The organism is Neptunomonas antarctica (assembly GCF_001305295.1).
In the GTDB taxonomy this organism is placed as follows: Bacteria; Pseudomonadota; Gammaproteobacteria; order Pseudomonadales; family Balneatricaceae; genus Neptunomonas; species Neptunomonas antarctica.
In genome coordinates this window covers 480,398-505,478 of record NZ_LJSI01000053.1, presented here as the reverse complement: position 1 = coordinate 505,478, position 25,081 = coordinate 480,398, and the positions used below count along the sequence as shown (strand labels likewise).

Annotated in this window: 25 protein-coding genes; 4 read left to right on the top strand and 21 right to left on the bottom strand. The window is 44.5% G+C overall.

Annotation, left to right across the window (positions count from 1 at the left end):
• Window positions 1-34 precede the first annotated feature (34 nt).
• A complete protein-coding gene (locus tag Nant_RS17120; protein ID WP_054342853.1) occupies window positions 35-1,306 on the top strand; it encodes an HlyC/CorC family transporter in 1,272 nt (423 codons plus the stop codon).
• Between the two features lie 140 nt (window positions 1,307-1,446).
• Here Nant_RS17120 and Nant_RS17115 read toward each other — a convergent pair whose 3' ends face one another.
• From Nant_RS17115 to Nant_RS17060, 12 genes are all read right to left on the bottom strand, one after another.
• On the bottom strand, window positions 1,447-1,674 hold the full coding sequence (locus tag Nant_RS17115; protein ID WP_238377179.1) for a DUF1289 domain-containing protein: 228 nt from the start codon (window positions 1,672-1,674) through the stop codon (window positions 1,447-1,449).
• Window positions 1,664-2,257 (bottom strand): CoA pyrophosphatase, encoded by a 594-nt coding sequence (locus Nant_RS17110; protein WP_054342851.1) that lies wholly within the window; start codon window positions 2,255-2,257, stop codon window positions 1,664-1,666. Before Nant_RS17110 ends, Nant_RS17115 begins: the two co-directional genes overlap by 11 nt.
• A gap of 220 nt (window positions 2,258-2,477) precedes the next feature.
• Entirely contained in the window at window positions 2,478-3,389 is a 912-nt protein-coding gene (locus tag Nant_RS17105; protein WP_054342850.1) for a DMT family transporter, read from the bottom strand.
• A 60-nt stretch (window positions 3,390-3,449) separates the two neighbouring features.
• Window positions 3,450-6,281: a bifunctional diguanylate cyclase/phosphodiesterase gene (locus Nant_RS17100; protein WP_162224953.1), complete on the bottom strand. Its 2,832-nt coding sequence runs from the start codon at window positions 6,279-6,281 to the stop codon at window positions 3,450-3,452.
• A gap of 342 nt (window positions 6,282-6,623) precedes the next feature.
• Entirely contained in the window at window positions 6,624-8,510 is a 1,887-nt protein-coding gene (locus tag Nant_RS17095; RefSeq protein ID WP_054342848.1) for a V-type ATP synthase subunit A, read from the bottom strand.
• Complete coding sequence (locus Nant_RS17090; protein ID WP_054342847.1) at window positions 8,507-9,208, bottom strand: DUF2764 family protein; 702 nt, start codon at window positions 9,206-9,208, stop codon at window positions 8,507-8,509. Before Nant_RS17090 ends, Nant_RS17095 begins: the two co-directional genes overlap by 4 nt.
• A gap of 12 nt (window positions 9,209-9,220) precedes the next feature.
• The gene (locus Nant_RS17085; protein WP_054342846.1) at window positions 9,221-9,898 is read right to left on the bottom strand and encodes a hypothetical protein; all 678 of its coding nucleotides are present in this window, start codon (window positions 9,896-9,898) and stop codon (window positions 9,221-9,223) included.
• A gap of 84 nt (window positions 9,899-9,982) precedes the next feature.
• The gene (locus tag Nant_RS17080) at window positions 9,983-10,429 is read right to left on the bottom strand and encodes an ATP synthase subunit C (RefSeq protein ID WP_054342845.1); all 447 of its coding nucleotides are present in this window, start codon (window positions 10,427-10,429) and stop codon (window positions 9,983-9,985) included.
• A 2-nt stretch (window positions 10,430-10,431) separates the two neighbouring features.
• A complete protein-coding gene (locus Nant_RS17075; protein ID WP_054342844.1) occupies window positions 10,432-12,231 on the bottom strand; it encodes a V-type ATP synthase subunit I in 1,800 nt (599 codons plus the stop codon).
• A complete protein-coding gene (locus Nant_RS17070) occupies window positions 12,228-12,842 on the bottom strand; it encodes a V-type ATP synthase subunit D (RefSeq protein ID WP_054342843.1) in 615 nt (204 codons plus the stop codon). Before Nant_RS17070 ends, Nant_RS17075 begins: the two co-directional genes overlap by 4 nt.
• On the bottom strand, window positions 12,823-14,178 hold the full coding sequence (locus Nant_RS17065; RefSeq protein WP_054342842.1) for a V-type ATP synthase subunit B: 1,356 nt from the start codon (window positions 14,176-14,178) through the stop codon (window positions 12,823-12,825). The genes Nant_RS17070 and Nant_RS17065 overlap by 20 nt, the downstream gene beginning before the upstream one ends.
• A 147-nt stretch (window positions 14,179-14,325) precedes the next feature.
• On the bottom strand, window positions 14,326-14,637 hold the full coding sequence (locus tag Nant_RS17060; RefSeq protein ID WP_054342841.1) for a YqfO family protein: 312 nt from the start codon (window positions 14,635-14,637) through the stop codon (window positions 14,326-14,328).
• Between the two features lie 202 nt (window positions 14,638-14,839).
• Here Nant_RS17060 and Nant_RS17055 point away from each other — a divergent pair, with 202 nt between their 5' ends.
• Window positions 14,840-15,295 (top strand): hypothetical protein, encoded by a 456-nt coding sequence (locus tag Nant_RS17055; RefSeq protein WP_054342840.1) that lies wholly within the window; start codon window positions 14,840-14,842, stop codon window positions 15,293-15,295.
• An 81-nt stretch (window positions 15,296-15,376) separates the two neighbouring features.
• On the opposite strand, the gene Nant_RS17050 is transcribed toward Nant_RS17055, so the two are convergent.
• From Nant_RS17050 to grpE, 6 genes are all read right to left on the bottom strand, one after another.
• Window positions 15,377-15,766: a DUF3461 family protein gene (locus Nant_RS17050; protein WP_054342839.1), complete on the bottom strand. Its 390-nt coding sequence runs from the start codon at window positions 15,764-15,766 to the stop codon at window positions 15,377-15,379.
• Between the two features lie 164 nt (window positions 15,767-15,930).
• On the bottom strand, window positions 15,931-16,734 hold the full coding sequence (gene dapB, locus Nant_RS17045) for a 4-hydroxy-tetrahydrodipicolinate reductase (RefSeq protein ID WP_202905033.1): 804 nt from the start codon (window positions 16,732-16,734) through the stop codon (window positions 15,931-15,933).
• Window positions 16,735-16,776: 42 nt separating this feature from the next.
• The gene (cysE, locus tag Nant_RS17040; protein WP_054342838.1) at window positions 16,777-17,568 is read right to left on the bottom strand and encodes a serine O-acetyltransferase; all 792 of its coding nucleotides are present in this window, start codon (window positions 17,566-17,568) and stop codon (window positions 16,777-16,779) included.
• Between the two features lie 49 nt (window positions 17,569-17,617).
• On the bottom strand, window positions 17,618-18,739 hold the full coding sequence (dnaJ, locus tag Nant_RS17035) for a molecular chaperone DnaJ (protein WP_054342837.1): 1,122 nt from the start codon (window positions 18,737-18,739) through the stop codon (window positions 17,618-17,620).
• Window positions 18,740-18,849: 110 nt separating this feature from the next.
• Window positions 18,850-20,769: a molecular chaperone DnaK gene (gene dnaK / locus Nant_RS17030; protein ID WP_054342836.1), complete on the bottom strand. Its 1,920-nt coding sequence runs from the start codon at window positions 20,767-20,769 to the stop codon at window positions 18,850-18,852.
• Window positions 20,770-20,884: 115 nt separating this feature from the next.
• Window positions 20,885-21,538: a nucleotide exchange factor GrpE gene (gene grpE / locus Nant_RS17025; protein WP_082400348.1), complete on the bottom strand. Its 654-nt coding sequence runs from the start codon at window positions 21,536-21,538 to the stop codon at window positions 20,885-20,887.
• Window positions 21,539-21,730: 192 nt separating this feature from the next.
• Here grpE and recN point away from each other — a divergent pair, with 192 nt between their 5' ends.
• Window positions 21,731-23,392, top strand: a complete 1,662-nt coding sequence (gene recN / locus Nant_RS17020; protein ID WP_054342835.1) for a DNA repair protein RecN — start codon at window positions 21,731-21,733, stop codon at window positions 23,390-23,392.
• A gap of 91 nt (window positions 23,393-23,483) precedes the next feature.
• Here the strand turns inward: recN and fur are convergent, their stop codons facing one another.
• Window positions 23,484-23,909: a ferric iron uptake transcriptional regulator gene (gene fur / locus Nant_RS17015; protein ID WP_054342834.1), complete on the bottom strand. Its 426-nt coding sequence runs from the start codon at window positions 23,907-23,909 to the stop codon at window positions 23,484-23,486.
• Window positions 23,910-23,991: 82 nt separating this feature from the next.
• Between fur and Nant_RS17010 the strand changes: the two genes are divergently transcribed.
• The gene (locus Nant_RS17010; protein WP_054342833.1) at window positions 23,992-24,330 is read left to right on the top strand and encodes an outer membrane protein assembly factor BamE; all 339 of its coding nucleotides are present in this window, start codon (window positions 23,992-23,994) and stop codon (window positions 24,328-24,330) included.
• Between the two features lie 12 nt (window positions 24,331-24,342).
• On the opposite strand, the gene Nant_RS17005 is transcribed toward Nant_RS17010, so the two are convergent.
• Complete coding sequence (locus Nant_RS17005; RefSeq protein ID WP_054342832.1) at window positions 24,343-24,657, bottom strand: RnfH family protein; 315 nt, start codon at window positions 24,655-24,657, stop codon at window positions 24,343-24,345.
• Window positions 24,650-25,081 carry a type II toxin-antitoxin system RatA family toxin gene (locus tag Nant_RS17000; protein WP_054342831.1) on the bottom strand — a complete coding sequence of 144 codons (432 nt, stop codon included), beginning with the start codon at window positions 25,079-25,081 and terminating at the stop codon, window positions 24,650-24,652. Before Nant_RS17000 ends, Nant_RS17005 begins: the two co-directional genes overlap by 8 nt.

Below are 25,081 nucleotides of genomic sequence, written 5' to 3'. Positions count from 1 at the left end.
ATAGCCCTCCAGTCAGCAATATAAGGTTACGGTTTTGGAAGACGCATCGATAAGTTTTCTTTTGGGAGTTCTTTGCTTCCTGATTCTATGCTCAGCTTTTTTTTCTAGCTCAGAAACAGGCATGATGTCCCTTAATCGTTATCGATTAAAACATCTGGTCAAACAGAATCACCGGGGAGCACGTAAGGCCAGCAAACTTTTAGATCAGCCTGACCGTTTGATTGGCGTCATCCTGATTGGTAATAATTTTGTTAATATTTTAGCCTCTGCCATTGCTACCGTTATCGCGGTTCGCTTATGGGGAGATGCCGGCATTGTCATTGCCACCGCCGCACTGACCATTGTTATCCTTATCTTTGCCGAAGTATCACCCAAGACCGTCGCCGCGCTGTATCCGGAAAAAATAGCATTTCCTGCTGCTTATATTTTAACGCCTCTACTCACACTGACCTACCCGCTTGTCTGGATTGTAAACAGCATCACTAACGGCCTACTCAAACTCTTTGGCCTTAGCCCTGACGGCAACAGCAATCACCATCTTAGTACAGAAGAGCTGCGTACACTCGTACATGAAGCCGGTGCCTTACTCCCTAAACGCAAACAATCGATGCTATTGGGAGTACTGGAGCTGAATGATGTAACGGTCGATGACATCATGATTCCGAAAAATGATATTCAGGGAATCAATCTGGATCTTGAGCTTGATCAGATTCTTGACCGTTTATCGACGACTAACCATACACGTTTGCCTGTTTATAATGGCGATATCAACAAAGTGGTTGGTATCTTACATATGCGTAATCTGGCGCAACTAATCCAACAAGGCAAAGTAACCAAAGCCTCTATTCTTCAGGTTATCCGTGAGCCTTACTTCATTCCTGAGAGCACACCACTGCAAACCCAACTACTCAACTTCCAGAAAGAGAGCCGACGCATTGGCCTGGTCGTTGATGAATATGGGGATGTATTAGGAATAGCCACGCTGGAAGATATTCTTGAAGAGATTGTGGGTGAGCTATCAACAGAGCACAGAGAAGAGAACTCCGATATTCATGCTCAGGAAGATGGTAGCTATTTCATTGAGGCATCCGTTTATATTCGCGACATTAACAAATCGCTTTCCTGGGACTTACCTACGGATGGCCCTAAAACGCTGAATGGCCTGATCATTGAAACATTGGAATCCATACCGGACGCGAATGTCTGCCTGAATATTAATGGTTATCGCATTGAAACCTTACAGATGACCGATAACTTAATCAAAACGGCACGTATTATTGAACTTGATCGACCAAACAAACCTTAGCAACGCACAGCAAGACGCTCTACCCATAGCATCTCTATTGTCTGTAGGACTGTTTTCTATCAGTCCTGCAGATTTTCTGCAGATTTTCTGCACCTTTCCGATCATTATCGCCCAACATTACCAACATCGAGCAAAGCCTGTTAACGCATATCGTCCAGATATCGTTGTTCAATTTTTTTAATTACATCTTTACGCTGATCATTTGACAACACTCCCCATTCCCCTATTTCTATACCACTGCGGCGACAGGCAATACAAAGATCATTGTTATCCAATGCACAAACACCCACACAAGGGCTACGAACAGGTCTCTCGATACTTTTATCAATCGTACCTACTACATCATTATTTTTCAGACTAACACCCACTTTCATACTCCGGACGCGGCTTCATAGGAATCCTCGCATCAAAACCAATATTCAATAATTCAACCAACATATAGGCAGTTAATCCCCAGATAATATGCCCATCATACTCATAGGCAGGCACAAAATGTGTCATTCCTTTAAAGTGTATTTCATCGGTATGATGCCGCTTATCTTCAAGAAAAAAACTCAACGGCACAGTAAATACACTTTCAAGTTCATCAGGACTAGGAATCAATTTCACCGACGCAGGTACAATCCCCACCCACGGAGTCACCTGCAGCATATGTTTAGACATCACCTGCCCGAGGGGAGCAAGCACCTCTACCGCTTCAGGCAACAGACCAATTTCTTCATGCGCCTCACGTAGAGCAGTAAACAATAAGTCGGGGTCAGAGACGTCATGCCGACCTCCCGGAAAAGCAATTTCGCCTCCATGGGTAGATAGACCAATGGCCCGCTTGGTTAGAATAACATGAGGATCGTGACAATCGGTTAATGCAATCAGTACACTCGCCTGAGGGTACTGACTATCAAAACTACGCGCCTGATACCCGCTTAATCGTTCTCGTAATTGATCTAACATAGCACCTTTACCAATACTTTTACTAAAATCCTACTGACTAGTTTCTCTTTTCATAATACGCCAGCAGAAGGGTAACATGATGGTAATTAATCATTTAATCACCCTCATAAACAGCTAAACGCAACCGTTTCAGACTTATATAATAGAGGCTAAATGCAAAAAAGTGGTGAGAGTTCGCAAATAATCAGAGGGAATATATAAATACTCGCTCGTAATTTTCCTATTTCACAGACACCACGTCAGCCAGCTCACGTTTAATCGATGGCTTCCACTGACTCAGAAACACACCGCCTAACACTAACGCCGAGGCACACAACTGCTGGAAATTGAAGGTTTCCTTAAGAACCAAATAAGCCATCAACAAAGTGAATACGGGAATCAGGTTAATATATGCCGAGGCCTCCGCTGCTTTAATTTTAGACACCCCTAGATTATATAATCCATAAGCCCCTATATTAATTAACGTTCCCAAATACACAATCGCCCACACCCCATCCCATTCCAATGCAGAGGGCAAAGTTGTTCCCGGAAGCAGCAAAAAAGGCGCAAAAAACAACGTACCAAAAAATCCCTGCAACGCTGTTAAAAGCCAGGTTGAGTAGCGCTGTGACAGCTGTTTCAGACACAAAGTATAACCAGTCGCACACACCATGGCGCACAACTCAAGAAAGTTACCCAATAACGGATTCGGTGCATGTTCAGTCTCAGTACCGGCCAAACTTAACCAGGTTGCTCCTGCAACAGCCACCGCAAACCCTACCCATGCTTCCCGGGGTAATTTCTCACGCAGAAAATAGAGCGCGCCCACTCCAACCAATAACGGCGCCATTGCAGTAATCATACCTGCCTGAGCGGCACTGGTATTTTGTAATGCATGAGCTTCAAATAGAAAGTATAAACAAGGCTCAGAAATAATCATCAGCGACAACAGACGCCAGTCACCGGCGCGGTATTCAAAACGCAGTAAATATTTAAAAAAGAACAGAAAACAACAAGTCGCTATCAGCATACGGCCAAAAATGACGACCATCGGATCATAAAAAGTAAAGGCTATCTTTAACGCAATAAAAGAACTCGCCCACAACAACATCGCCAGAAAAAGACTAACCGCAGGTACCCAGCGCCCTAACATAGGAACATCCCTCAAAAATACTGGAGGATACGCTTTAAACAGTATTAGCCTAATAAATAATTATCTAATGTCATTAGAAGCGTTAATAAGCAATTCGAACTCGCTAGCCGGAATCGGCTTAGAAAAGTAATACCCTTGCACATTATCGCATCCATATGCTTCAAGAAAATCCAGTTGCTCTTGCGTCTCTACACCTTCAGCAATTGTTTCCAAACCTAAATGCTTTGCCACATCAAGAATTGAGGCCGTAATTGCCATATCGTCTTTATCATCTGGTAAGCCATCAATAAAAGCGCGATCAATTTTAAGCTTATCCAACGAGAATTTTTTCAGATAAGCCAAACTAGAATAGCCTGTACCAAAGTCATCCAATGAAATTTTAATCCCCGATTTTTTAAAGGCAGTAAGCAGCCGCTGGGTTCTTACAGCATCAGCCATTAGCGCACTCTCGGTCACTTCGAGTTCTAATCGATTCGCAGGAAAGCCGGTCTTGCGTAAAGCATTATCCACCATACGATAAAACTCATGCTGAAACTGAAATGCTGAAACATTAATGGCAACAGTAGGAATATTGATCCCCTTACTTATCCATTGTGCTCCCTGGTGACAACCTTGCTCTAATACCCATTGCCCGATAGAAGGTATAAGACCGGTTTCTTCTGCCAGGGGAATAAACACATCAGGGGGAATAAATTTATCGTCATGAAACCATCGCAGTAGCACTTCACACCCACTGATTGTTTTATTAACTAAACAATATTGTGGCTGGTAATAAAGTTCAAACTCCCCTTTTTCAATTGCTTGCCTCAGCGCATTTTCCATTATCAAGCGCGCAGCGGCCTTTTCGTTCATCTTTCTGTTATAAAATTTATAATTATTACGCCCTTGAGATTTCGCAAAATACAACGCCGCATCAGCATTTTTCAGTAACGTAGCAAAGTCTTGCCCGTCGGCAGGATAAGAAGCAATACCAATACTCGGAGTAACGATCAGGTCTAGCGCGTCGTCCTGTATCGGCTCAGACACCAACTTAAGCAATCGCTGCGCCAGATTCGCGGCAGAAATGCTGGAATCATCCCTTTTTCCGGAAATCAGAATAACAAATTCATCACCACCGATACGACTCACAGTATCAATTTCACGCACGGCACCCTCAAGCCTTTGCGCAACCTCCTGAAGCACCATATCCCCTATGCCATGGCCCAACGAATCATTGATGTTTTTAAAACGGTCCAGATCGATAAACATCAATGAAAAACAGCGTAGTTCATTCCTTTTAGCCCTCGCTATTGTTTGATTAACACGATCTATTAAAAGATGCCTGTTCGGCAACCCGGTCAGATCATCATACTCAGCAAGATAGCGCAGCTGTTCTTCTGCATGTTTTTTATCCGTCACGTCACTAAAAGTTGCTATGTAATTAACAATTTTACCTGCAGCATCCTTAGAAACGGAAATAGAGAGTTGCTCAGGGAAAGATTTTCCTGATTTTTTCCTATTCCAGATCTCCCCGCACCACTGGTCAGACGTGGCCAACGAACTCCAGATATCATGATAAAATTCGGAAGAGTGACGACCCGATGAAAGCATTCTCGGCGTTTTCCCCAACACCTCTGCCAACTGATATCCGGTAATCACAGTAAACGCATGGTTTACCGCGACTATTTTAGTACTCGGATCCGTCACCATTATCGCTTCATGCGCTGTATCAAAAACCCGTGAGGCTATTTTCAACGCCTGCGCATCACCTTCAATTTGTTCTTGTTTAACGTCAATATCTGCTTGGTAATTCAAAAAAAGTCGTTTCAGCCACTGCCCGTAAACCCAGACAATTAACATCATGAATACACCAACGCCGGCCAACGCTAACAGTAAACGCCAACCATCATCCTTTAAATTTTGTTGCTGGTTATCCCGCTCACGCAGAAACACCTCCTGAATTTCTTCAGGGTAGACGCCTGCAACAAGAACCCAGCCCCACAAAGGCACGACCTCCACCAAAGATAACTTTGACGATATATGTTCACTACTATCGGAGACAAACCAGTCATACTCTGTAAAGCCTCCCCCTTCCATTGCCGTTGCCATAATACTCTCAACAGCCCGACGTTCGTGTATATCGGGTAACAAGCTGTAATGAATAGGAAGCTGCTTTGCGCTAGTCTGAGGTGTAAATAACACGTTACCCTCCTGGTCCAGTATGGATATATAACCATATTGCCCAAATCGCTGAGAGGATAAACGTGCAAGTGTTGCTTTTTTTAGATCATTCTCTGCCTGAAACACATAATCACCGGCACCAATAATCCAATCGAAAGGCTCAAAATAACGTACATAGGTGATTTTATCTTTCATTTCAGTAGCGTTACCCGGCGGATACCAACGGTATCGGCTATAGCCCGCTGCCGCCGGATTTTTTACCGCATCAACCAGAGAGCGCATAATATAGCGGCCGCTGTCGTCCTGATTATCCCAAAGAGACTGACCTTCAAACTGCGGAGCGGTTGGCAATAAAATGCACTTCCCCTGCATATCATCAATAAAGAGATAACCTCTTCCATTGAAAAAACGCACATCACGGAGCGCATCATTAATGAGTTGTTTTATATCTTGATCCGAATGCTGACCTTTAGTGCTCTGATAAATAGCATTCATCACACTGTATGCCTGATCCACCTCAGCTTTCACATCATCCTTCAATACGACGTCAGCCTGCTGACTCATAAAACGGATATAGTCTTGCGCTGAACCAAGCTCGGCCTTTAAGCGTGATTTCTGCTCATCCAGCGTTTCCTGATACAACGACGCGATCCGCTTATCATCGGCCAAATACTGACGTGAGATGAAGAAGATAAAAATAGTAATTAAAAGAAGTGAGATGATAGCCATCATTCCCCACGTCTGATATCTGGGGATAGAACGGGCATCTATTCGCAATGAGATAATATTAAACATTATTCAAAAAAATCGAAAACTGCATCCGTTCAGCCATTAGGTGAAAGCGTGCTTTACTGCAAACCCGTGTAGGTGCCGGATTGTATAACAGCTTCCAAGAACAGAATAGCTAAAATTAATGAAAGCTTAACGACATCTTAGATTTGAATAGTCTATCCTCATAAAAGAATACATCCAAATAGTCATCGGTTTTCAACTCATGCACTGTGAGTAACAGACTGATTTATTGGGTATAAACAGCCGTTACTCTTGCATTTTTTATCTGGAACCACATCCAGGTTATTCAGCCACTTCCTTATGCATTGTTTCTGTTCCGGAAATTTTCCCAATAGATTCATTTAATAATAAACCTATTTGATCTACATACTTCTTATGATCTTCACTGTTCATCTGTGAGTAATTTAAATTTTTAAAGGTGTCAGTCATACGACTAAACCAACGACGCGTGTCCGCTTTTGACTGAAATACCATCTCGGTATCGACTATGCTAACCAGCAACGAAAAACTGTGTTTCTGACGATTTATATCCGTTGAAACGTCCACGTCATCGAAAGCGTCTTGCTGCAAATAGACCATATCGACTAATGTTGATTTTTGCTCGATAACGAAATCAGCCTGGCTTACGCCCTCTTCACCCGTCACCTGCATCATTCTCGATATCTCATCACCTCTAATCAGTAACTGATTGATATGAGCCACTCCATCTAACCAGGATGACCCCATATTTTCTAAAAACCAGGGAGCAAGCTGCTCTGTATAACGACTCCAGGACTGTAGCGGATCTACGGCAGGATAAAAACGTTTGTAGGCACGCTCATAAGTCAGCCCCAAAAAGGTCTTAACGGTATTCAAAGTCCCCTGCGTCACAGGCTCTTCGAAGTTGCCGCCAGCGGGAGAAACCGTTCCGATCAAGGTTAGTGAGCCCTCACTGTTATCATTGGTACGAATAACACCTGCTCGCTCATATAAATTACGAATTGAAGATTCAAGATACGCTGGAAACGCTTCTTCACCGGGAATCTCTTCTAACCGACCGGACGTTTCACGCATTGCCTGCGCCCAGCGTGAAGTAGAATCGGCAATCAATAAGACTTCATATCCCATTTGACGATAATATTCGCCAAGGGTAACTCCTGTATAAATAGAAGCTTCTCGTGCAGCAACCGGCATCGAAGAGGTATTACAAATAATGATGGTACGGTCCATTAACGTACCACCGGTATGCGGATCCTGAAGTTTAGGAAACTCGGTAATAGTTTCAACTACCTCACCGGCACGCTCGCCACAAGCTACTACAATAACAATATCAACATCAGAGTAACGTGAAATCAGATTTTGCAAAACCGTTTTACCCGCACCAAATGGCCCGGGAATACACCCCGTTCCGCCTTTAGCAATGGGAAAAAACGTATCGATAAGACGTAGTGTCGTTATGATTGGCTGAGTAGGAAATTTGCGCTCACTGCTACCCTCTTTGATTAGATTAACCGGCAGCGGGACACGCACAGGCCAACGCTGAACCATAGAAACCTCATGAAGCCTGCCTTTTGCATCACGTAATCTTGCTATAACAGTTTCAACCGGAAACGTCCCCTCCTGAATCCACTCAATGGTGAGTGTTCCCCTAAGCAAAAACGGCACCATAATTTTATGCGTAAAGCGTCCTTCTTGCACCGTACCCAAGACATCGCCGGGTTTCAGTTGATCTTTTACACGACCTTTGGCCACAAAGGCCCATTTCGCATTTCGATCCAGTGCTGCAGCCACTTCACCACGAAGAAGAAACCGCCCGTTCATCACCTCTAAGCGATGTAACGGATTTTGTAATCCATCGTAAACCTGACTCAATAAACCAGGTCCGAGCTCTACTGAGAGCATTTCTCCGCTTTGCTCTACGAGGTCGCCAATCGCCACACCGGTGGTATCTTCATATACCTGGACGTCGGCCCGGCGCCCTCTTACCCGGAGAACTTCGGCTTTCAGTTTTTCTTGTTTAGTACCCGGTATTGTCTGCGGGCAAATAAACACAACTTCATTTTTAACCAAAGGAGTAATCGCGTCTCCTACATCTTTGTCTATCGTTTCAATGGTGACTACATCATCACTAACCGATACAACCCGCGCCGTGGCATTAAGAGTATTTAATGCTGATATTTCCGGATTCATGCCATTGCCCTCAATTCTTCCATTGGCTGTTTTAGCCCGGCCTGTACAAGTTCTTCGAAGTGTTGTTTAGCAACATCGGCGTTATAACAACACCAGCGATCTACAAGATCCCATTTCACAGCGTAAAGCCAGACATCAGAAAATGAATAGGGCCTATCTGCCTCCTGACGCGAATAATAGTTCCATGCCGTCGTCATCAAATGCCGTTCGAGCCCATAACTATCACCTGATTCCAATAGCTCTTTTGCTTCAGGCAACCAGAGAAAACGTGATTCCAATTTAAACGTAGGGTGGTTCCAGTGACGACTAATATGGCTTACATAATGACCATATCCCCACAATGTTTTGTTATCCGGGGCAGCAAGCCCTTGTTTTCGACGTCTGAGGGCGGCAATAACGGTACGAAGATCCATTCGCCACATCTGCCACTTTTTTATATCCTGGAATTCTAATGTCTCAATGATACGTGTCGCCTTACGCACCAGCTCCACGTCGGTATCATCAAGTTTTAGCCGTCCCCAATAAAAGGTTCCCGCTAATTCACCGACTAACTTACGGGACTCGAAGTCGAGCATCTTTAGCCTTTTACTAAACTGCACGGCAGAAATAGGGGGCCGCTGACGAACAAAGGGATTATGTAAATACGGCAGTGAGCAGAGTAACTCTACATAGTCTGCATTAACGTTAGGACTTATCATATGCGTCGGCCACTAGCTTACCACTCCTTCTAGTATTGCTCTAAAACGAGGCTGCAAATGCTTGAGCAGCATATTCGAGAGTGACTTATCGGTCACTTCTACTGTAATTTCCCCATCATTTAATAAAAATACAAATCCACTGTTTATATTGCTATCAAGACGTATATCGACACCTTTTGTTAACATTTTTTTAGCCGTATCTGACACCAGCTCCACCAAAGCCCCGCGTTCAAGAGAACTGGGATCTTCACGTAGTTCATTGAGACCTAAAGTCTTATCTGGTAGCGCAATAGTGTGCGGTGCTTCAGGTATAGATATTTTTGAGACGGCAGAAATAAGCAATAACCTGAGCGTGTCCGGGTCTTGTAACTCTTTTTCAACCAGTTTTCGCAACTGTTCTGAGAACTGTATCGAGAGCTCATCTTTAAGTTTTAACTTTATATCCCTGAATGCTAACGCCAATGCACCATTACCTGCCTCTGTAACAAAACGGTAATTAGCATCCGCTTCTTTCTTAATCGCTTCAGCTTCTTCTGTCGCTTGTTTAATAATCCATGCTGCTCGCTGCTCAGCTTCCTCAACAATTCGGGAGCCTTGCGTTTTACCTTCACTGACTCCTTTCTCCCTAATTTGATCAATGAGCTCCTGCACGCCACTGGCAGACTGTTTAATATCTAAAGACTGTGACATATCAACCTCTTATTCCTGAGCGTTATGCTTAAACTGTACCATCAGTTTTCCCTTATTAAGGAAACGAGCTAATTTGATAGCCACTTAAGCAGGCAGAGAACCTGCAAGCACTAATGCAAAAACGAATGCGAATACTGAGAAGCCTTCAACAATAGCGGCAGGCGCAATCGCCAAACCAAATATTTCAGGTTTATTTTTAGCCGCATTAATGGCGGCAACAAGCGCCTGACCCTGATAAATAGCACTCATCATTAGCGCCAAACCTGTCAGTACTCCAATCGCAAAAATACCCGGTGAGTTTTCAAGCGTAAGCTCTCGATTAAGCGTAAACATCACGACAATCCCTAGAATAACCTGGGTTGAAGGCATGGCAGATAAGCCAATATATTTACCATAACCGCTCTCTGTATCCAGCAAAGCACCTGCGGCGGCCTGCCCCGCACGAGAGCACCCATAACTACTGCCAATTGCGCCCAATGCTGTTGGAGCAAATATACCCAACCACCCTAAAGTGATGATGAGTTGTTCCATGTTTACTCTCCTCGTTTCTTAAAAGCTTTAAAGGGATAGCCTTCGCCTTTTACACCCCAGTTGTAAAATTCAAGTAAATTCAGGCGCAGACCATGAATCACTCCACTCATAACACCGAGCACAAAATTTAATCCGTGTCCCAGGACAATAATTAACGCAAATAAAATAAATCCTCCCGCTGACACCGAGTCTCTGGCGGCAACCGCAAGATCATTAAAAGTAACGGCTAATGAAGCACTGGATAAGCCCAAGGCAAACAAGCGCATATAACTCAGCACGTCACCAAACGCCTTAGACAAGCCATATAACGCCGCAAAGCCGTCAAATAACTGTAAGAACGAACTCTTTACGCTATCCAGTTTTCGCTCACCTGAAAATAATAAAATAAGCACGATACCAGCCAGCACAACTTTCAGAGAAAACGTACCTGCCACATCAAGATCCGTAACACGCATGTAGTTAAGCCATAAAGCAAAAGCACCGCCAATGCTGAGCACCCAGCCAATAGACGAAAGAGCGACTAACGATGCGCGTCTTCCCCAGGCAACCATGCTATTGGCAATCACCAAATGCAAAACACCCGCACCAATTGATAACCTCATCATCGATGAAAAGTCGTCCATGTTAATCACATGCAAGATACTAAGGAGTGTTCCATCAGAGGGTTTAATACCAAAGTAACTACCCACCAAAACGCCATAAACAAAGGCGGCTGCCACGAGCGCTAACCACAAGTTACGAATTCTTACCGTGGTTTCACTGCCACCGCTCAGTTTCCGCCAGAAGATCAACAGAATGCCACCTAATACCAGCGCATAGCCTGCATCGGCCATAATCATTGAAAAGAACAGTGAAAAAGAGAAGAAAATGACAATGGAAGGATCCCAGGAACGATACCCGGGTAACTGAAAGAAAGAGACGGCTTCTTCTCCTCCTCCTCCCATAAAACTGTCATTTTTCAACAACGTAGGCGGAAGCTCATTGGCAGCAGGCTCCTCAAGCTGATAAGCAACCGGCAAGCCTTCTGCCCACGCTTTAAAAGCAGATAAGCTATCTACAGGCACCCAGGATTGCAGAACAAAAAAGTCACCTGTATCCACAACAAGCTGCTCAGCCAATGACAACTCATGTGCATTAATAGTGTCATTCAACGATAGCGTCAGTGACATTATCCATCGAGTTAGTAGCTGCCGTTCAGCATTCAGATCTTCTAACCGCACGAGCGCATCATTTTTTAATCTGGCCAGACAGGAAAGGGAATTAGGCCCAATATGTGCTCGAGGAAACGGCACCTCTTCTGCACCAGGCTCATCAACGGCGATCACTACCAGATAGATGCTTTTGTGGTCCCGATTTATAATTTTCCAGGGAAGTTCAACATTATCCAACAACGCTTCTTTACTGAGGGGTACTAAATAAAGCCAAACCCGATACTGGTTTAATTCATTCAAGGGTGGAAATTCGAAATCACCCCATACGCTTAATTCTTTTTGTCGCGTTGTCATTAATTCAATTTCATCAATGACATCTTCGCGGCCATTTTTGTTTTTTATTACCCGATCAATCACCTCTGATAATTCAATGGACTCAGGTGGAATCTGCATTCTTCTTTTCAGTGGCGCGCTCATCAAATAGCTTAATGCTTCCCGCAAGCGGATTGTTGCATCAGTTGATTGATCTAAGGTCTGCTCAGACAGTGTAATCAGGTGAGCCAATCCAAATGTCTGAAACTGCTCCATAATGGCGCTTTTTTCATTTATTTCGCCAATCAGAGTTAGTTTTTTTAACGCCGCTATACTCATCGTTGCCCCCCTTCTGCATCAACCAGCTTTTTTTGTTTAGCTAGCTTTGAGCGAACCACGCCTGCTCTTTCCTGATCAGATAAGAAAAGCCCGATTTTCTTTATATTCTCTTCAGCTTCAGGAATAAGCACTTTAGAAAACAGATTAACCCGTTGAGTAATGGTACGTGCAGCCGATTTTAATTTTTCAAACCTTATCCGCAGTACTTGCTCTTCCATTTTAAGATGCATTACTTTTTCAAGGGATGTAGCGAGTTCTTCAAACCAATGCGGCCGAATAAGATAACCATATTCGGCTCTTTTGAAGATAATGCTCTCTAGAACAGGTACTTTGGTGCCTAACAGGTTTTCTTCAGCAAGCTTGAAACTTTCGACAACAACCAAGCCTTCCATTTGGATATTTGCAACCGCTAACATTGGCAGCTTCTGATAGACCGACGCTTCCAAAGACTCAATATCGTGTGCATGCTGCTGTAACGCTTCCTCTGCTTTTTTCCGCTCGAGCAACAGCTGCTTTTGTTTCATTTCAAGCGATGGCAGATATCGACCATAAGAAGCTTTACGGTGCTTTTCTTTGCTTAAGGCACTTTTATTAAGCGCTAACTTTGCCATCAGTCCCTGCCCAATATTTGTCTTTTAATACCTGCTTAATGATCACTTCTTCTTTATCAAAGCACTCAGCAAGTAATACCCAGCAAGCATCCAGTGCGGGTTCCAGTGCCATTGAAATGTCCAGGCGCATAAATTGTTGCTTAAACAACTGACTAAACTTCAATAATTTATGATCAAATTCACTTAAATCGAAGGCCATCGCCTGTTTCTGCTCTGCCTCAACACCTTCAGAGTAATAGCGAATCATGGTATTCATAATTTGGCTGTGATCCTCTCGGGTCTGCTTACCAATAACATGCTGTTTAAGGCGAGATAATGAGCCGAAAGGATCAATAACACCGTTATGCAAATAAAATTGGCCTTCTGTGATATATCCCGTGTTATCAGGAACCGGATGCGTCACATCATTACCCGGCATGGTCGTAACAGATAATATGGTAACCGAGCCAGCGCCTCTGAAGTCGCAGGCTTTCTCGTAACGACGTGCCAATTGAGAGTATAAATCTCCCATATAGCCACGATTTGATGGGATATGCTCCATCGCAATACCAATCTCTTTCATGGCATCAGCGTAAGCTGTCATATCAGTCATTAACACCAATACTCGCTTACCCTCTTCGACGGCCAGTTTTTCGGCTACCGCTAATGCGAGATCAGGCACCATTAATCGTTCGACAACAGGATCAGATGCAAGATTGACATACATAACGGTTCGCGACATTACACCCGCATCTTCAAACATTTTTTTGAAGCTGTAGTAATCATCAAAAATCAAACCCAGGCCTGCAAAAATAACGACATCAGCATCTGCCTGAACACCAATACGCCCTAAAAATTTATTAAACGGCTCTCCGGCGACTGAAAAAATCGGGATTTTCTGGCTTTCTACAAGACAGTTAAATACATCGATCATCGGGATATTGGTACGAATCATACGGGAGGCAAGCACACGCGATACCGGGTTTACCGTAGGACCATTAATGGCAACCTTAGGCTCCTGAGTCAAACCAGGCCCGTTATCGATAGGTACACCAGAGCCATTAAAAATACGACCGAAGATATTTTCAGAATAAATGGCCTGCATGGTTTCACCCAGAAAACGTACCGATGCATTATTTGATAAACCTTTCGTTCCGGAGAATGCCTGCAATGAGACCAGATCATCTGACAGTTTAATAATCTGTGCTAAGGAGAAGAACTCGCCATTTTGTTCAATAATCGCGAGGTCTCTATTTCTCGGCGGGGTACTCATAGTCGCTACATCAGACACTCGTAAGTTGATGATATCTCCGACAATACTGGCTATGCCTTTATAGGAAGTGAGCCCTAAGTCCATTAATCTATCCATCCTCTTGCTTTCTAAAATCAAGAAATTCAGTGACCAGACACAGACACCACTTAATAGTCATTCCGGTAACAGAGATTCGCTGAGTAACATTACTTCCCGTTACTACCTGCTTTTAATTCAAAGCATACATCTGATTTACAGGTCCACAAGTTTATACACGCTATAAGCGACTTCCTCATAGGGATGAACAACTTTGAGTGTTGCCACCACCTCTTTAATAAGGTCATCCGCACACACCATTTCCACCCGCCATTCGGATAACGTTTCCAGTTGACCCTTTACACCGATAAAAGGCTGACTCCCTTCGCAGGGTTTAAACTGTCCCTGCCCCAACACTTGCCAGCAACAGGAATCATAATCTCCGATGCGGCCGGCACCTTTTGCGAATAGAACAGCTTTAACTTTATCAAGATGAGAATCAGGAACAAAAAAAACAAGCGAATGCATATATTAACTCACACCATAAATAACTGTATTGATCTACAACATAAGACATTACTGATGCGTTGTGCAAGTGCGGCATGAGAGCAATGTTTATTGTACTATTGACTCGATTTGCGACTAAAGCTTCAGTAAAAATTTATTAATTAAAATATCACGGGCATGGAGCAATCCGGAACGCACACAATAAAACGCTCAAGCATTTAAAATGGACGAATACACACTTCAGCCAAAAGCCGAAATACACTTTGCAGCAAGATTATTGAGTAAGGAGCGTTACAGATTAGGACGAGAGTCGGATTTATCGCCCATCGACCTGGCACTTGGCTGGGGGCCAATGGCAGATCCTGAGGTTACGGATCAGATACAAATAACCCAAAGTGGCCGTTGGTTTCACTGGCGAACGGATAAGTTACCCATTCCTCGCAGAGACATTGAAACAAACGCAGCCAATGTTCACATCATTGCCGCGAATAAAACAGTAAAAGACCAGCTATCACGTATGGATGAAGGTGATATGGTTCAAGTATCAGGCCAACTGGTGGATATAGAGAGTCCGGACGGTTTTTTCTGGCACACCTCAATGACACGCGAAGACACAGGAGCAGGGGCCTGCGAGATTCTCTATGCAACACATATCAACGTGCTACCAGACCCCTTTTAAGCATGACCGCGACTAGTCATTGCCGCTATTATAACGACGACGCTATATCAGCATCACATGCTGATATCCATCACGCGTTATTTATATTTCGTCGATTTGACGACGAATATCTTCAATCTTACGCGCCACGACTTTTTCCAGATGCTCAATATCATCCAGCAATTTCGCTTTTCGAGTCTGTGTTGTTTTTTCAGCACTGACTAACTGATCAAGTTCAGCAACAGCACGCAGAAAATAAGGCGATGACTCAGTCGTGGCAATATAAGGGACGCGGCCTTCATTGACACGCATGTTTTTATGCATACGTTTGAACTTGAATTTTTTACTTTTCGTCACCCAATCGCCCTGATGACGATGGTAATAAATTTTCAGAATATCTATATCCCCTTCGATACGTGACGTATAACGCTCGATATCAGAAGGCTCATCAATACCCATTTCTGTTAATGTCGGAAACTTATCTGCTGACATATCCTTATCACTCCCTCAGAATTTTTTAAATCAATACGAAAGTATAAAACACCATAGAAAAAAAGCTCACTAAAGGAAACAAAAATCTTTTATAAACTAGATTTTAAATCACTATAAAAAAAGCCGCCTACAGGCGACTTTACGTATTCAGAATAAACCGACGACTAACGCAGATCCAGAACATCCTGCATATCAAATTGGCCGGTTGATTTTCCTGCCAGCCAACCCGCTGCACGCACAGCCCCTTTAGCAAAGGTCATTCGGCTACTCGCCTTATGAGTAATTTCTACACGTTCACCTTCGGTTGCAAACATAACCGTATGATCACCAACAACATCACCGGCACGAATTGTTTCAAAACCGATCTCTTTGCGAGTGCGCGCACCAATCTTACCTTCACGACCATACACAGCACACTCTTTGAGGTCGCGCCCCAACGCATCAGCGACAACTTCACCCAAACGTAATGCCGTTCCTGAAGGCGAGTCCACCTTATGGCGGTGATGTGTTTCAATAATTTCTATATCGTAATCATCGCCTAACGTACGCGCGACAATATCCAGAATTTTGAAACAAACATTCACACCCACACTCATATTAGGCGCAAACATAACGGCCGTTTTTTCTGCGCACACGGCCAAATGATCTTTTTGCTCATCCGACAGCCCCGTGGTACCGATCACAATTTTTTTGCCATGAGCGGCACAAAAATCAAGATTTTCCATGGTAGTTTCCGGCGAAGTAAAATCGATTAACAGATCAAAATCATCGACTGCTTTAGATAACTGGTCAACTAAGCGTACATCCAATTTACCGACGCCCGCCACTTCACCGGCATCCGCACCAATCAAAGTACTGCCTGGTTGAATAATCGCGGCGGTCAAACTCACACCTTCAGCCTGACATACTGCTTCAATTAATGCTTTACCCATGCGCCCGGCGGCACCCATTACTGCAATTCTCATCATCTTTATCTCTCTGTATGGCCTGCCGACGTTTAATTCTTGCGTCTATGTCCAATTCTGGTTCATGTCCAATGCGGGTTTATCACATCCGGACGCCCCCACAACACGGGCAGGCACACCAACAACGGTTGTATGACACGGTACATCTTCAAGTACCACGCTACCGCCGCCAACTTTGGCGCCCTTACCTACTTCAATATTACCCAGGATTTTTGCCCCGGCACCAATCAATACACCTTCGCGTATTTTGGGATGGCGATCGCCACTTTCGTTGCCGGTTCCTCCCAATGTGACTGATTGTAATATAGAAACATCATTTTCAATCACACAGGTTTCACCCACGACAATACCCGTCGCGTGATCAAACATCACCCCATGACCAATTTGTGCAGCGGGATGAATATCTACCTGACAAACACTGCTCACCCGACTCTGAATATACAGCGCCATGGAACGACGATCCTGATGCCAAAACCAGTGAGCAACACGATAGGCCTGCAGTGCGTGAAAGCCTTTCAGATAAAGCAGCACCGTAGAACAATGCACTACCGCAGGATCGCGTGTTCTGACGGCAATGATGTCATAACATGCTGAGGTGATAATTTCAGGATCCGAATCCATCGCTTTTTGAAACAATTCACGCAATAACAATGAAGACATCACATCATCAGCTAGTTTACTGGCGAGTAAATAGGATAATGCTGACTTAAGATCCGAATGATTAATAATACAAGAGTGATAGAAGCTAGCCAGGCAAGGCTCTTTCGCCACTTCGGATTTAGCCTCTTCCTGGATACTCAGCCACAATTCAGTTGGCTCTGCACTTAAATTCGTCATTCACCACTCCGTAATATAACAAACGGGCCGCTAAGCGGCCCGTTACTCATCAATCTTCAAAAAACTTTTTCACCGAATCAAAGAAGGAATGCCTCTTCGGACTGTGCTTACGATGTCCCTCTTCAGTCGTCTCATTGAACTCACGTAAGAGTTCTTTCTGACGACTAGTCAGGTTAACCGGTGTTTCTACCACCACTTTCACCATCAAGTCACCTGCACCACCACCACGCACCGGCGCAACACCTTTTCCACGCAGGCGGAATAATTTGCCTGTTTGGGTTTCAGCGGGAACTTTCAGTTTTACGCGACCGTCCAGTGTAGGCACTTCTATCTCACCGCCCAACGCCGCATCAATAAAGCTGATCGGTACTTCACAATACAAATGACGCCCGTCACGCTCAAAAATAGCGTGTTCGCGTACACTCACCTGCACATACAGATCTCCGGCCGGACCTCCGTGTGAACCCGCTTCACCTTCACCCGATAGACGAATCCGGTCACCGGTATCAACACCTGCAGGAATCTTAACGGATAAAGTTTTAGTTTTTTCAACACGTCCCTGACCGTTACAGCTACGGCAAGGATCACTGATAATCTTACCTTCGCCACGACACGTTGGGCACGTCTGCTGTACAGAGAAAAATCCCTGCTGCATTCTCACCTGACCCACACCACCACAAGTACCACATGTTTTAGCCGAAGTGCCCTTTTTGGCTCCACTACCATTACATGGCTCACAAGCAACCAGCGTAGGCACTTTGATGGTTTTATCAACACCGCGAACTGCTTCTTCAAGTGTCAGATCCATGGTGTAACGCAGGTCGGCTCCACGTTGTACAGAACTGCGCTGTCTGCCACCGCCTCCGCCAAAGATATCACCAAATACATCGCCGAACACATCGGAGAAGCCGCCGTCAAAACCACCGCCGCCGCCGCGTGCATTCTGGTTTAAACCCTCATGACCATATTGATCATAAGCAGCTTTTTTCTGCGCATCTGAGAGTACTTCATAGGCCTCGTTAAGTTCTTTGAACTTATCTTCAGCTGACGCATCATCAGGATTACGATCGGGATGGTGTTTCATCGCCTGACGACGAAACGCCTTTTTAATATCCCGGTCGTTAGCGTTACGATCAACGCCTAAAATTTCATAATAATCTTGTTTGGACATATCCGGATTAATTCTCTTTCAGCGGTTAGCTCCCGCCGGGAGCCGGACACAACAACGCGGGCTGTCGCCCGCGCTGTCACACTTCAGTATTTACAAAGGCAAGAATCGACTTACTTCTTGTCATCCTTTACTTCTTCAAACTCAGCATCAACAGCATCATCACCCGCTTCTTTTTCAGTAGCCGGCTGCTCACCTTCAGCACCTTCTGCTTTAGCTGCATCCGCATACATTTTCTCAGCCAGGGCAGAGATAACTTCAGTCAACGCTTCAGTCTTGCTATCGATTTCTGCTTTATCGTCAGCTTTTAAGGCTTCTTCTAAAGTAGCGATCGCTGCTTCAATAGCTGATTTCTCTTCTTCAGTCGCTTTATCGCCACCTTCTTTCAGCGTTTTCTTAGCAGAATGAACCATAGCGTCGCCCTGGTTACGGGCCTTAGTCAACTCTTCGAAGATTTTATCAGCATCAGCATTGGCTTCTGCATCACGCACCATCTGTTCAATCTCTTCATCGGTCAAACCTGAGTTGGCTTTGATGATAATAGACTGCTCTTTACCGGTAGCTTTATCTTTAGCCGACACGTTCAGAATACCGTTAGCATCCAAATCAAATGTCACTTCAACCTGTGGAACACCACGAGGGGCTGGTGGAATATCAGCCAGATCAAAACGACCCAGTGATTTATTCTGCGTGGCCTGTTTACGCTCACCCTGCACAACATGAATCGTTACTGCATTCTGGTTATCGTCAGCGGTAGAGAAAATCTGTGATTTCTTAGTAGGAATCGTCGTGTTTTTGTCGATCAATGCTGTCGAAACACCACCCATCGTTTCGATACCTAATGTCAGTGGCGTAACATCCAACAACAGAACGTCTTTAACATCACCCGACAGTACCGCACCCTGAATCGCTGCGCCCACGGCTACGGCCTCATCGGGGTTAACATCTTTACGTGCTTCTTTACCGAAGAAATCAGCCACAACCTGCTGCACCATAGGCATACGTGTCTGACCACCGACCAGAATAACTTCATCGATATCAGAAGCACTCAGGCCTGCATCCTTCAATGCTGTACGGCAAGGATCGATTGAGCGTGTTACCAGCTCTTCAACCAGTGATTCTAACTTAGCACGGGTGATTTTAACGTTAAGGTGCTTAGGACCCGTTGCATCAGCCGTAATGTAAGGCAAGTTAACATCAGTAGACTGAGTAGTAGACAATTCAACTTTGGCTTTTTCAGCACCTTCTTTCAAGCGCTGTAGCGCTAATGGATCATGATGCAGATCGATACCGGATTCTTTTTTGAACTCAGCTGCCAAATACTCGATCAGACGCATATCAAAATCTTCACCACCGAGGAAAGTATCACCGTTAGTGGCCAATACTTCGAACTGGTGCTCACCATCTACATCAGCAATTTCGATAATAGAGATATCGAACGTACCACCACCTAAGTCATAAACTGCGATTGTTTTATCGCCTTTAGACTGGTCCATACCGTAAGCCAGTGCTGCAGCTGTTGGCTCGTTGATAATACGTTTAACATCCAAACCCGCGATTTTACCCGCATCTTTGGTAGCCTGACGCTGAGAATCGTTAAAGTAAGCAGGTACAGTAATAACAGCACCCGTTACTTCTTCACCCAGATAATCTTCTGCTGTTTTCTTCATTTTTTTCAAGATTTCAGCAGAAATCTGTGGTGGCGCCATTTTGTTGTCTCTTACCTGAACCCAGGCATCGCCATTATCAGCTTCGATAATTTTATAAGGCACCATGCTGATATCTTTCTGTACAACATCATCTTTAAAACGACGGCCAATAAGGCGTTTGATGGCATACAAAGTATTATGTGGATTAGTCACCGCCTGACGCTTAGCAGACTGACCTACCAAAATTTCATCTTCTGTATAGGCAATGATAGAAGGGGTTGTACGATCACCCTCAGCGTTTTCGATCACACGTGTTTTGCCGCCATCCAGAACCGCCACACAAGAGTTGGTGGTACCTAAATCTATACCGATAATTTTGCCCATTTTTCTTACTCCGCTATTCGTAGTTCGCTTCAGCGAGCTATAAATCTGTTAAATTCTGTATGCCTTATATATGGCTACGTTTTGTACAATTTCAAGGCATTTACTAAGGATTTTTTTAACTTTTCGAGACCATTACCATTGCCGGGCGAATAAGACGTCCATTAAGGTTATAGCCTTTCTGCATCACAGCGATCACCGTATTAGGCTTAGCATCCGGCGCATCAACCAAAGACATAGCCTGATGATAAACAGGATCAAAAACCTCACCCTGAGGATTCAGCTGTTCAACATTGAATTTTGCCAGCCCTGCAACAAACATGCTGTGCGTCATTTCAACACCATCACGCAGCACTTTGGTCGCTTCATCCTCAACATTGCAGGCATCAAGCGTACGCTCCAGACTGTCAATAATGGGTAGCATTTCATTCACAAATTTTTCAAGTGCAAACTTACGCGCGTTTTCAACATCTTTATCAGCACGGCGACGGTTATTTTGCATATCAGCCGCCACACGCAGCGTTTGTTCTTTAAGTGTGACTATCTCTTCCTGAGCGGCCGCTAACTGTTTACCAAGCGCATTCACAGTGGACTCAGACTTCTCGCCCGTGTCCGATGCAACGTCTTCATTTTCAGCGCTTTCAGGTGCGACTTTCCCGGCATCGTCAGATGCAGTTTCATCCTCCGTACCCACCAACTCGCCTTCAAGTATTGTTTCATCAACATCGGCAGGTAGAACCTGTTCATTTTGTGTCGTTTGATCATTCGCCATTGGGGCACTCCAACTCAAGCAGGCAGTAAATATTCATAAAACTAGGATGCCGTCTTTTATGCGGTCAATCCTCGATAATTCAACCCTGAAACCCGCTTTTTTTTACAAGTATATGATTGACAAGATTGCACCTGAAACAAAAATAACCTATAAATAACTACTGTATAAAAACACATGTATGGAGCCCTGGTAATGCTGATGCAATTAACCATTCGAAATTACGCCATTGTCGAATCTCTCGATCTGGAACTAAAATCAGGCATGACGGTTGTCAGCGGAGAAACGGGGGCAGGCAAATCGATAATGCTTGATGCATTAGGCTTAACCCTGGGCTACAGAGCCGACAGCGGCAGCGTAAGGCACGGGGCTGAACGAGCTGAAATCATTGCCAGTTTTAATATTGAAGCGCTCCACGACGCAAAGCAGTGGTTAAAAGAGCAGGATCTTGATCAGGATAACGAATGTATTATCAGGCGTGTCATTACGCGTGAAGGGCGATCCCGTAGCTATATTAATGGCCAACCCTGCCCATTGAATGCACTCAAAGAATTCGGAGAGTACCTGATTGCCATTCACGGCCAGCATGAGCATCAGCGCCTGTTAAAAAAAGAGCACCATCGGGAGCTACTCGACCAGTTCGCTAACCAAACAACCCAAGCCCAGCAAATCAAAAGCTTGTATCAGCACTGGCAGAAAAAACAAAAACATCTTGAATTACTTCTGAACCAAGGAGATGAGCATCAAGCCAAAGTTCAATTACTCAGCTATCAGATGAGCGAACTTGACCAGCTAGGCATGCTTAGCGGTGAGTTAAGCACCTTAGAGGAGGAACAAAAAACACTCAGCCAGGCAGGCGACATACTGCAAAATGGCCAGCTGGTGCTTACCCTGACAACGGAAGGAGAGCAGGAAAACTGTAGCCAGATCTTAACTAATTCCCTGCATTTGCTGGCAGAATTAAAAAATCAGACGCCTGTTATTGATCAAATTTCAGAATTATTGAACAGCGCCCAAATTCAGATAGAAGAAGCGAGCCAAGAGCTGCGACACTATTTGGATCGGGTTGAAATCAACCCCGAGCGCTTAATCAACACCGAAGAGCGACTAACCAGCATCTATGACATTGCCCGTAAACACCGGGTTGCACCAGAAACACTGCCCGCCTTCCATCAACAACTGCAACAAGAACTCGATTCATTACAGCACTCAGATGATGCATTGGAACAGCTTAGCAAAGAAGTGGATAGTCTACGCACTGAGTACATGAAGGCGGCGGCAAAACTCGGCAAGGCTCGCACCAAGGCCGCGATTCAGATCAATAAGCAAATTAATGAACAGCTGCATTTACTGGGCATGACGTCTGCGTGCTTTATCGCCACGCTAACAATAAACGACAAACCTCAGGCCAGCGGGCTTGAAGATGTCGAGTTTTTGATTTCTACCAACAAAGGCCAATTAGCACGTCCATTAGCCAAAATCGCCTCCGGCGGTGAACTTTCCCGCATCAGTCTGGCAATCCAGGTCATTACAGCCCAATGCTCGACTACGCCAACCCTGATATTTGATGAAGTTGACGTAGGTATTGGCGGTGCGATTGCGGAAGTAGTCGGACGTATGCTGCGCCAATTAGGAGAGCGTGCGCAAATTATGTGTGTCACGCACCAACCACAAGTCGCTTCACAAGGAAATCAGCATCTATTTGTCAGTAAACGTGCGGATAAAGAACATACGCATACCCACATTAATACCCTGTCACAAGAAGATCGCATCCAGGAAATTGCACGTATGCTAGGGGGTATCGATGTGACTCAGCGCTCTATCGATCACGCCAAAGAGATGCTGGGCTATAATTAATTATAAGTAAATTAATCATAAAAAAGCCGACCAGAGACAACAACATCCGAGCCGGCTTTTTTACACAAGGTTATTTACCAGACGAGGGGAATTACTCTTCTTTGCAACCATCGGCGCATACACCATAAAGATATAAAGTACGATCAGTAATGGTAAAACCCAGTTTTTTAGCTATTTCATACTGCCGCTCAATTATTTGAGGGTCTACGAACTCCCGCACTTTCCCACATTTCACACAAACGATATGGTCATGCTGCTGCTCACTCGCCAATTCAAAAACTGAATGACCACCTTCAAAATGATGACGCGTCACCAAACCAGCCGCTTCAAACTGTGTCAACACACGGTAAACCGTGGCTAAACCCACATCTTCGCCGATGCTCATGAGTAATTTATAAATATCTTCAGCACTAAAATGATCACCCTCACCCGCTTTCTCGAGAATTTGGTAAATCTTAACGCGCGGCAAAGTAACTTTAAGGCCTGCCTTCCTTAATTCTTGATTTTCGAGGGACATGATCATTACTCTATTGATTCCAACAACTGAATGTTAGACTCTATTATCTTTATTTATATGCAAAAGTGGAAGTCATTTACAGATGCGAAAGTTTCTAATTAGCATTATCGCTGTTACCGTACTGTCGGGTTGCTCCGAATTTCCGGGTGTATACAAAATTGATATTCCTCAAGGTAACGTCATTACGCAGGAAATGGTAGACCAACTCAAGCCTGGCATGAGCGGCAGCCAAGTCCGCTACGTGATGGGAACACCTCTGGTTGTGGATACCTTTAATGGAGAACGCTGGGATTACATCTACACCTTCAAAAAAGGCGGAGACACCAGAACACAGGAACATCTGTCTTTGTTCTTTACTGATGGTCAATTAACGCGCTTTTCTGGTGATTACAGACCTTCAGCCAATACAGAAGTGCAATAACGCCTGCTGCACTTACTGCTGAGCTGCTTGCTGGGCTTTAATTTTTTCCGCTCGTTTTGCTCTCGCCTCTTTAGGGTCGGCAATTAACGGGCGGTAAATCTCTACCCGCTGCCCTTCATTTAACAGGGCGGTTTTGGGATCTTTGACGGCTTTACCAAAAATACCCATAGCGTCCGTTTCTATATCTATCTGAGGGTAAATTTTCGTAATACCCGATAATTTAGCCGCTTCGTATACCGTCGTTCCCTCGTTAACTTTAAGCGCAATAATTTTTTGCTCTGTGGGCAGCGCATATGCCACTTCAACATTAATCATTACATTACCCATGTAATTTATCCGCACGCTGAACAAAAGCATCGACCAGCGTGGTGGCCACCTGATTAAATACCTTACTCATCGCCATACTTCTCAATTTACCGGCAAACTCAAAGTTCAAACTCAAACTCACCTTGCACGCCTCTTCGTTCAACGCTTCAAAAATCCATAGTCCGGACAATTGAGAAAATGGGCCCTCCACCAGATCAAGTGTAATCCGATTCGGCTTCAACAAATGATTACGCGTAGTAAAACTGTATTTCAAGCCCGCTTTAGCAAGATGCAGAGTCGCCTCCATCTTTTGCTCATCTTCATATAAAAGTTCAGTTCGGGCACACCACGGCAAAAATTCCGGATATGCCTTCACATCATTAACAATATCAAACATCTGCTGAGCGCTATGAAGAACCAGCGCGCTGCGATTAACTTGCGTCAT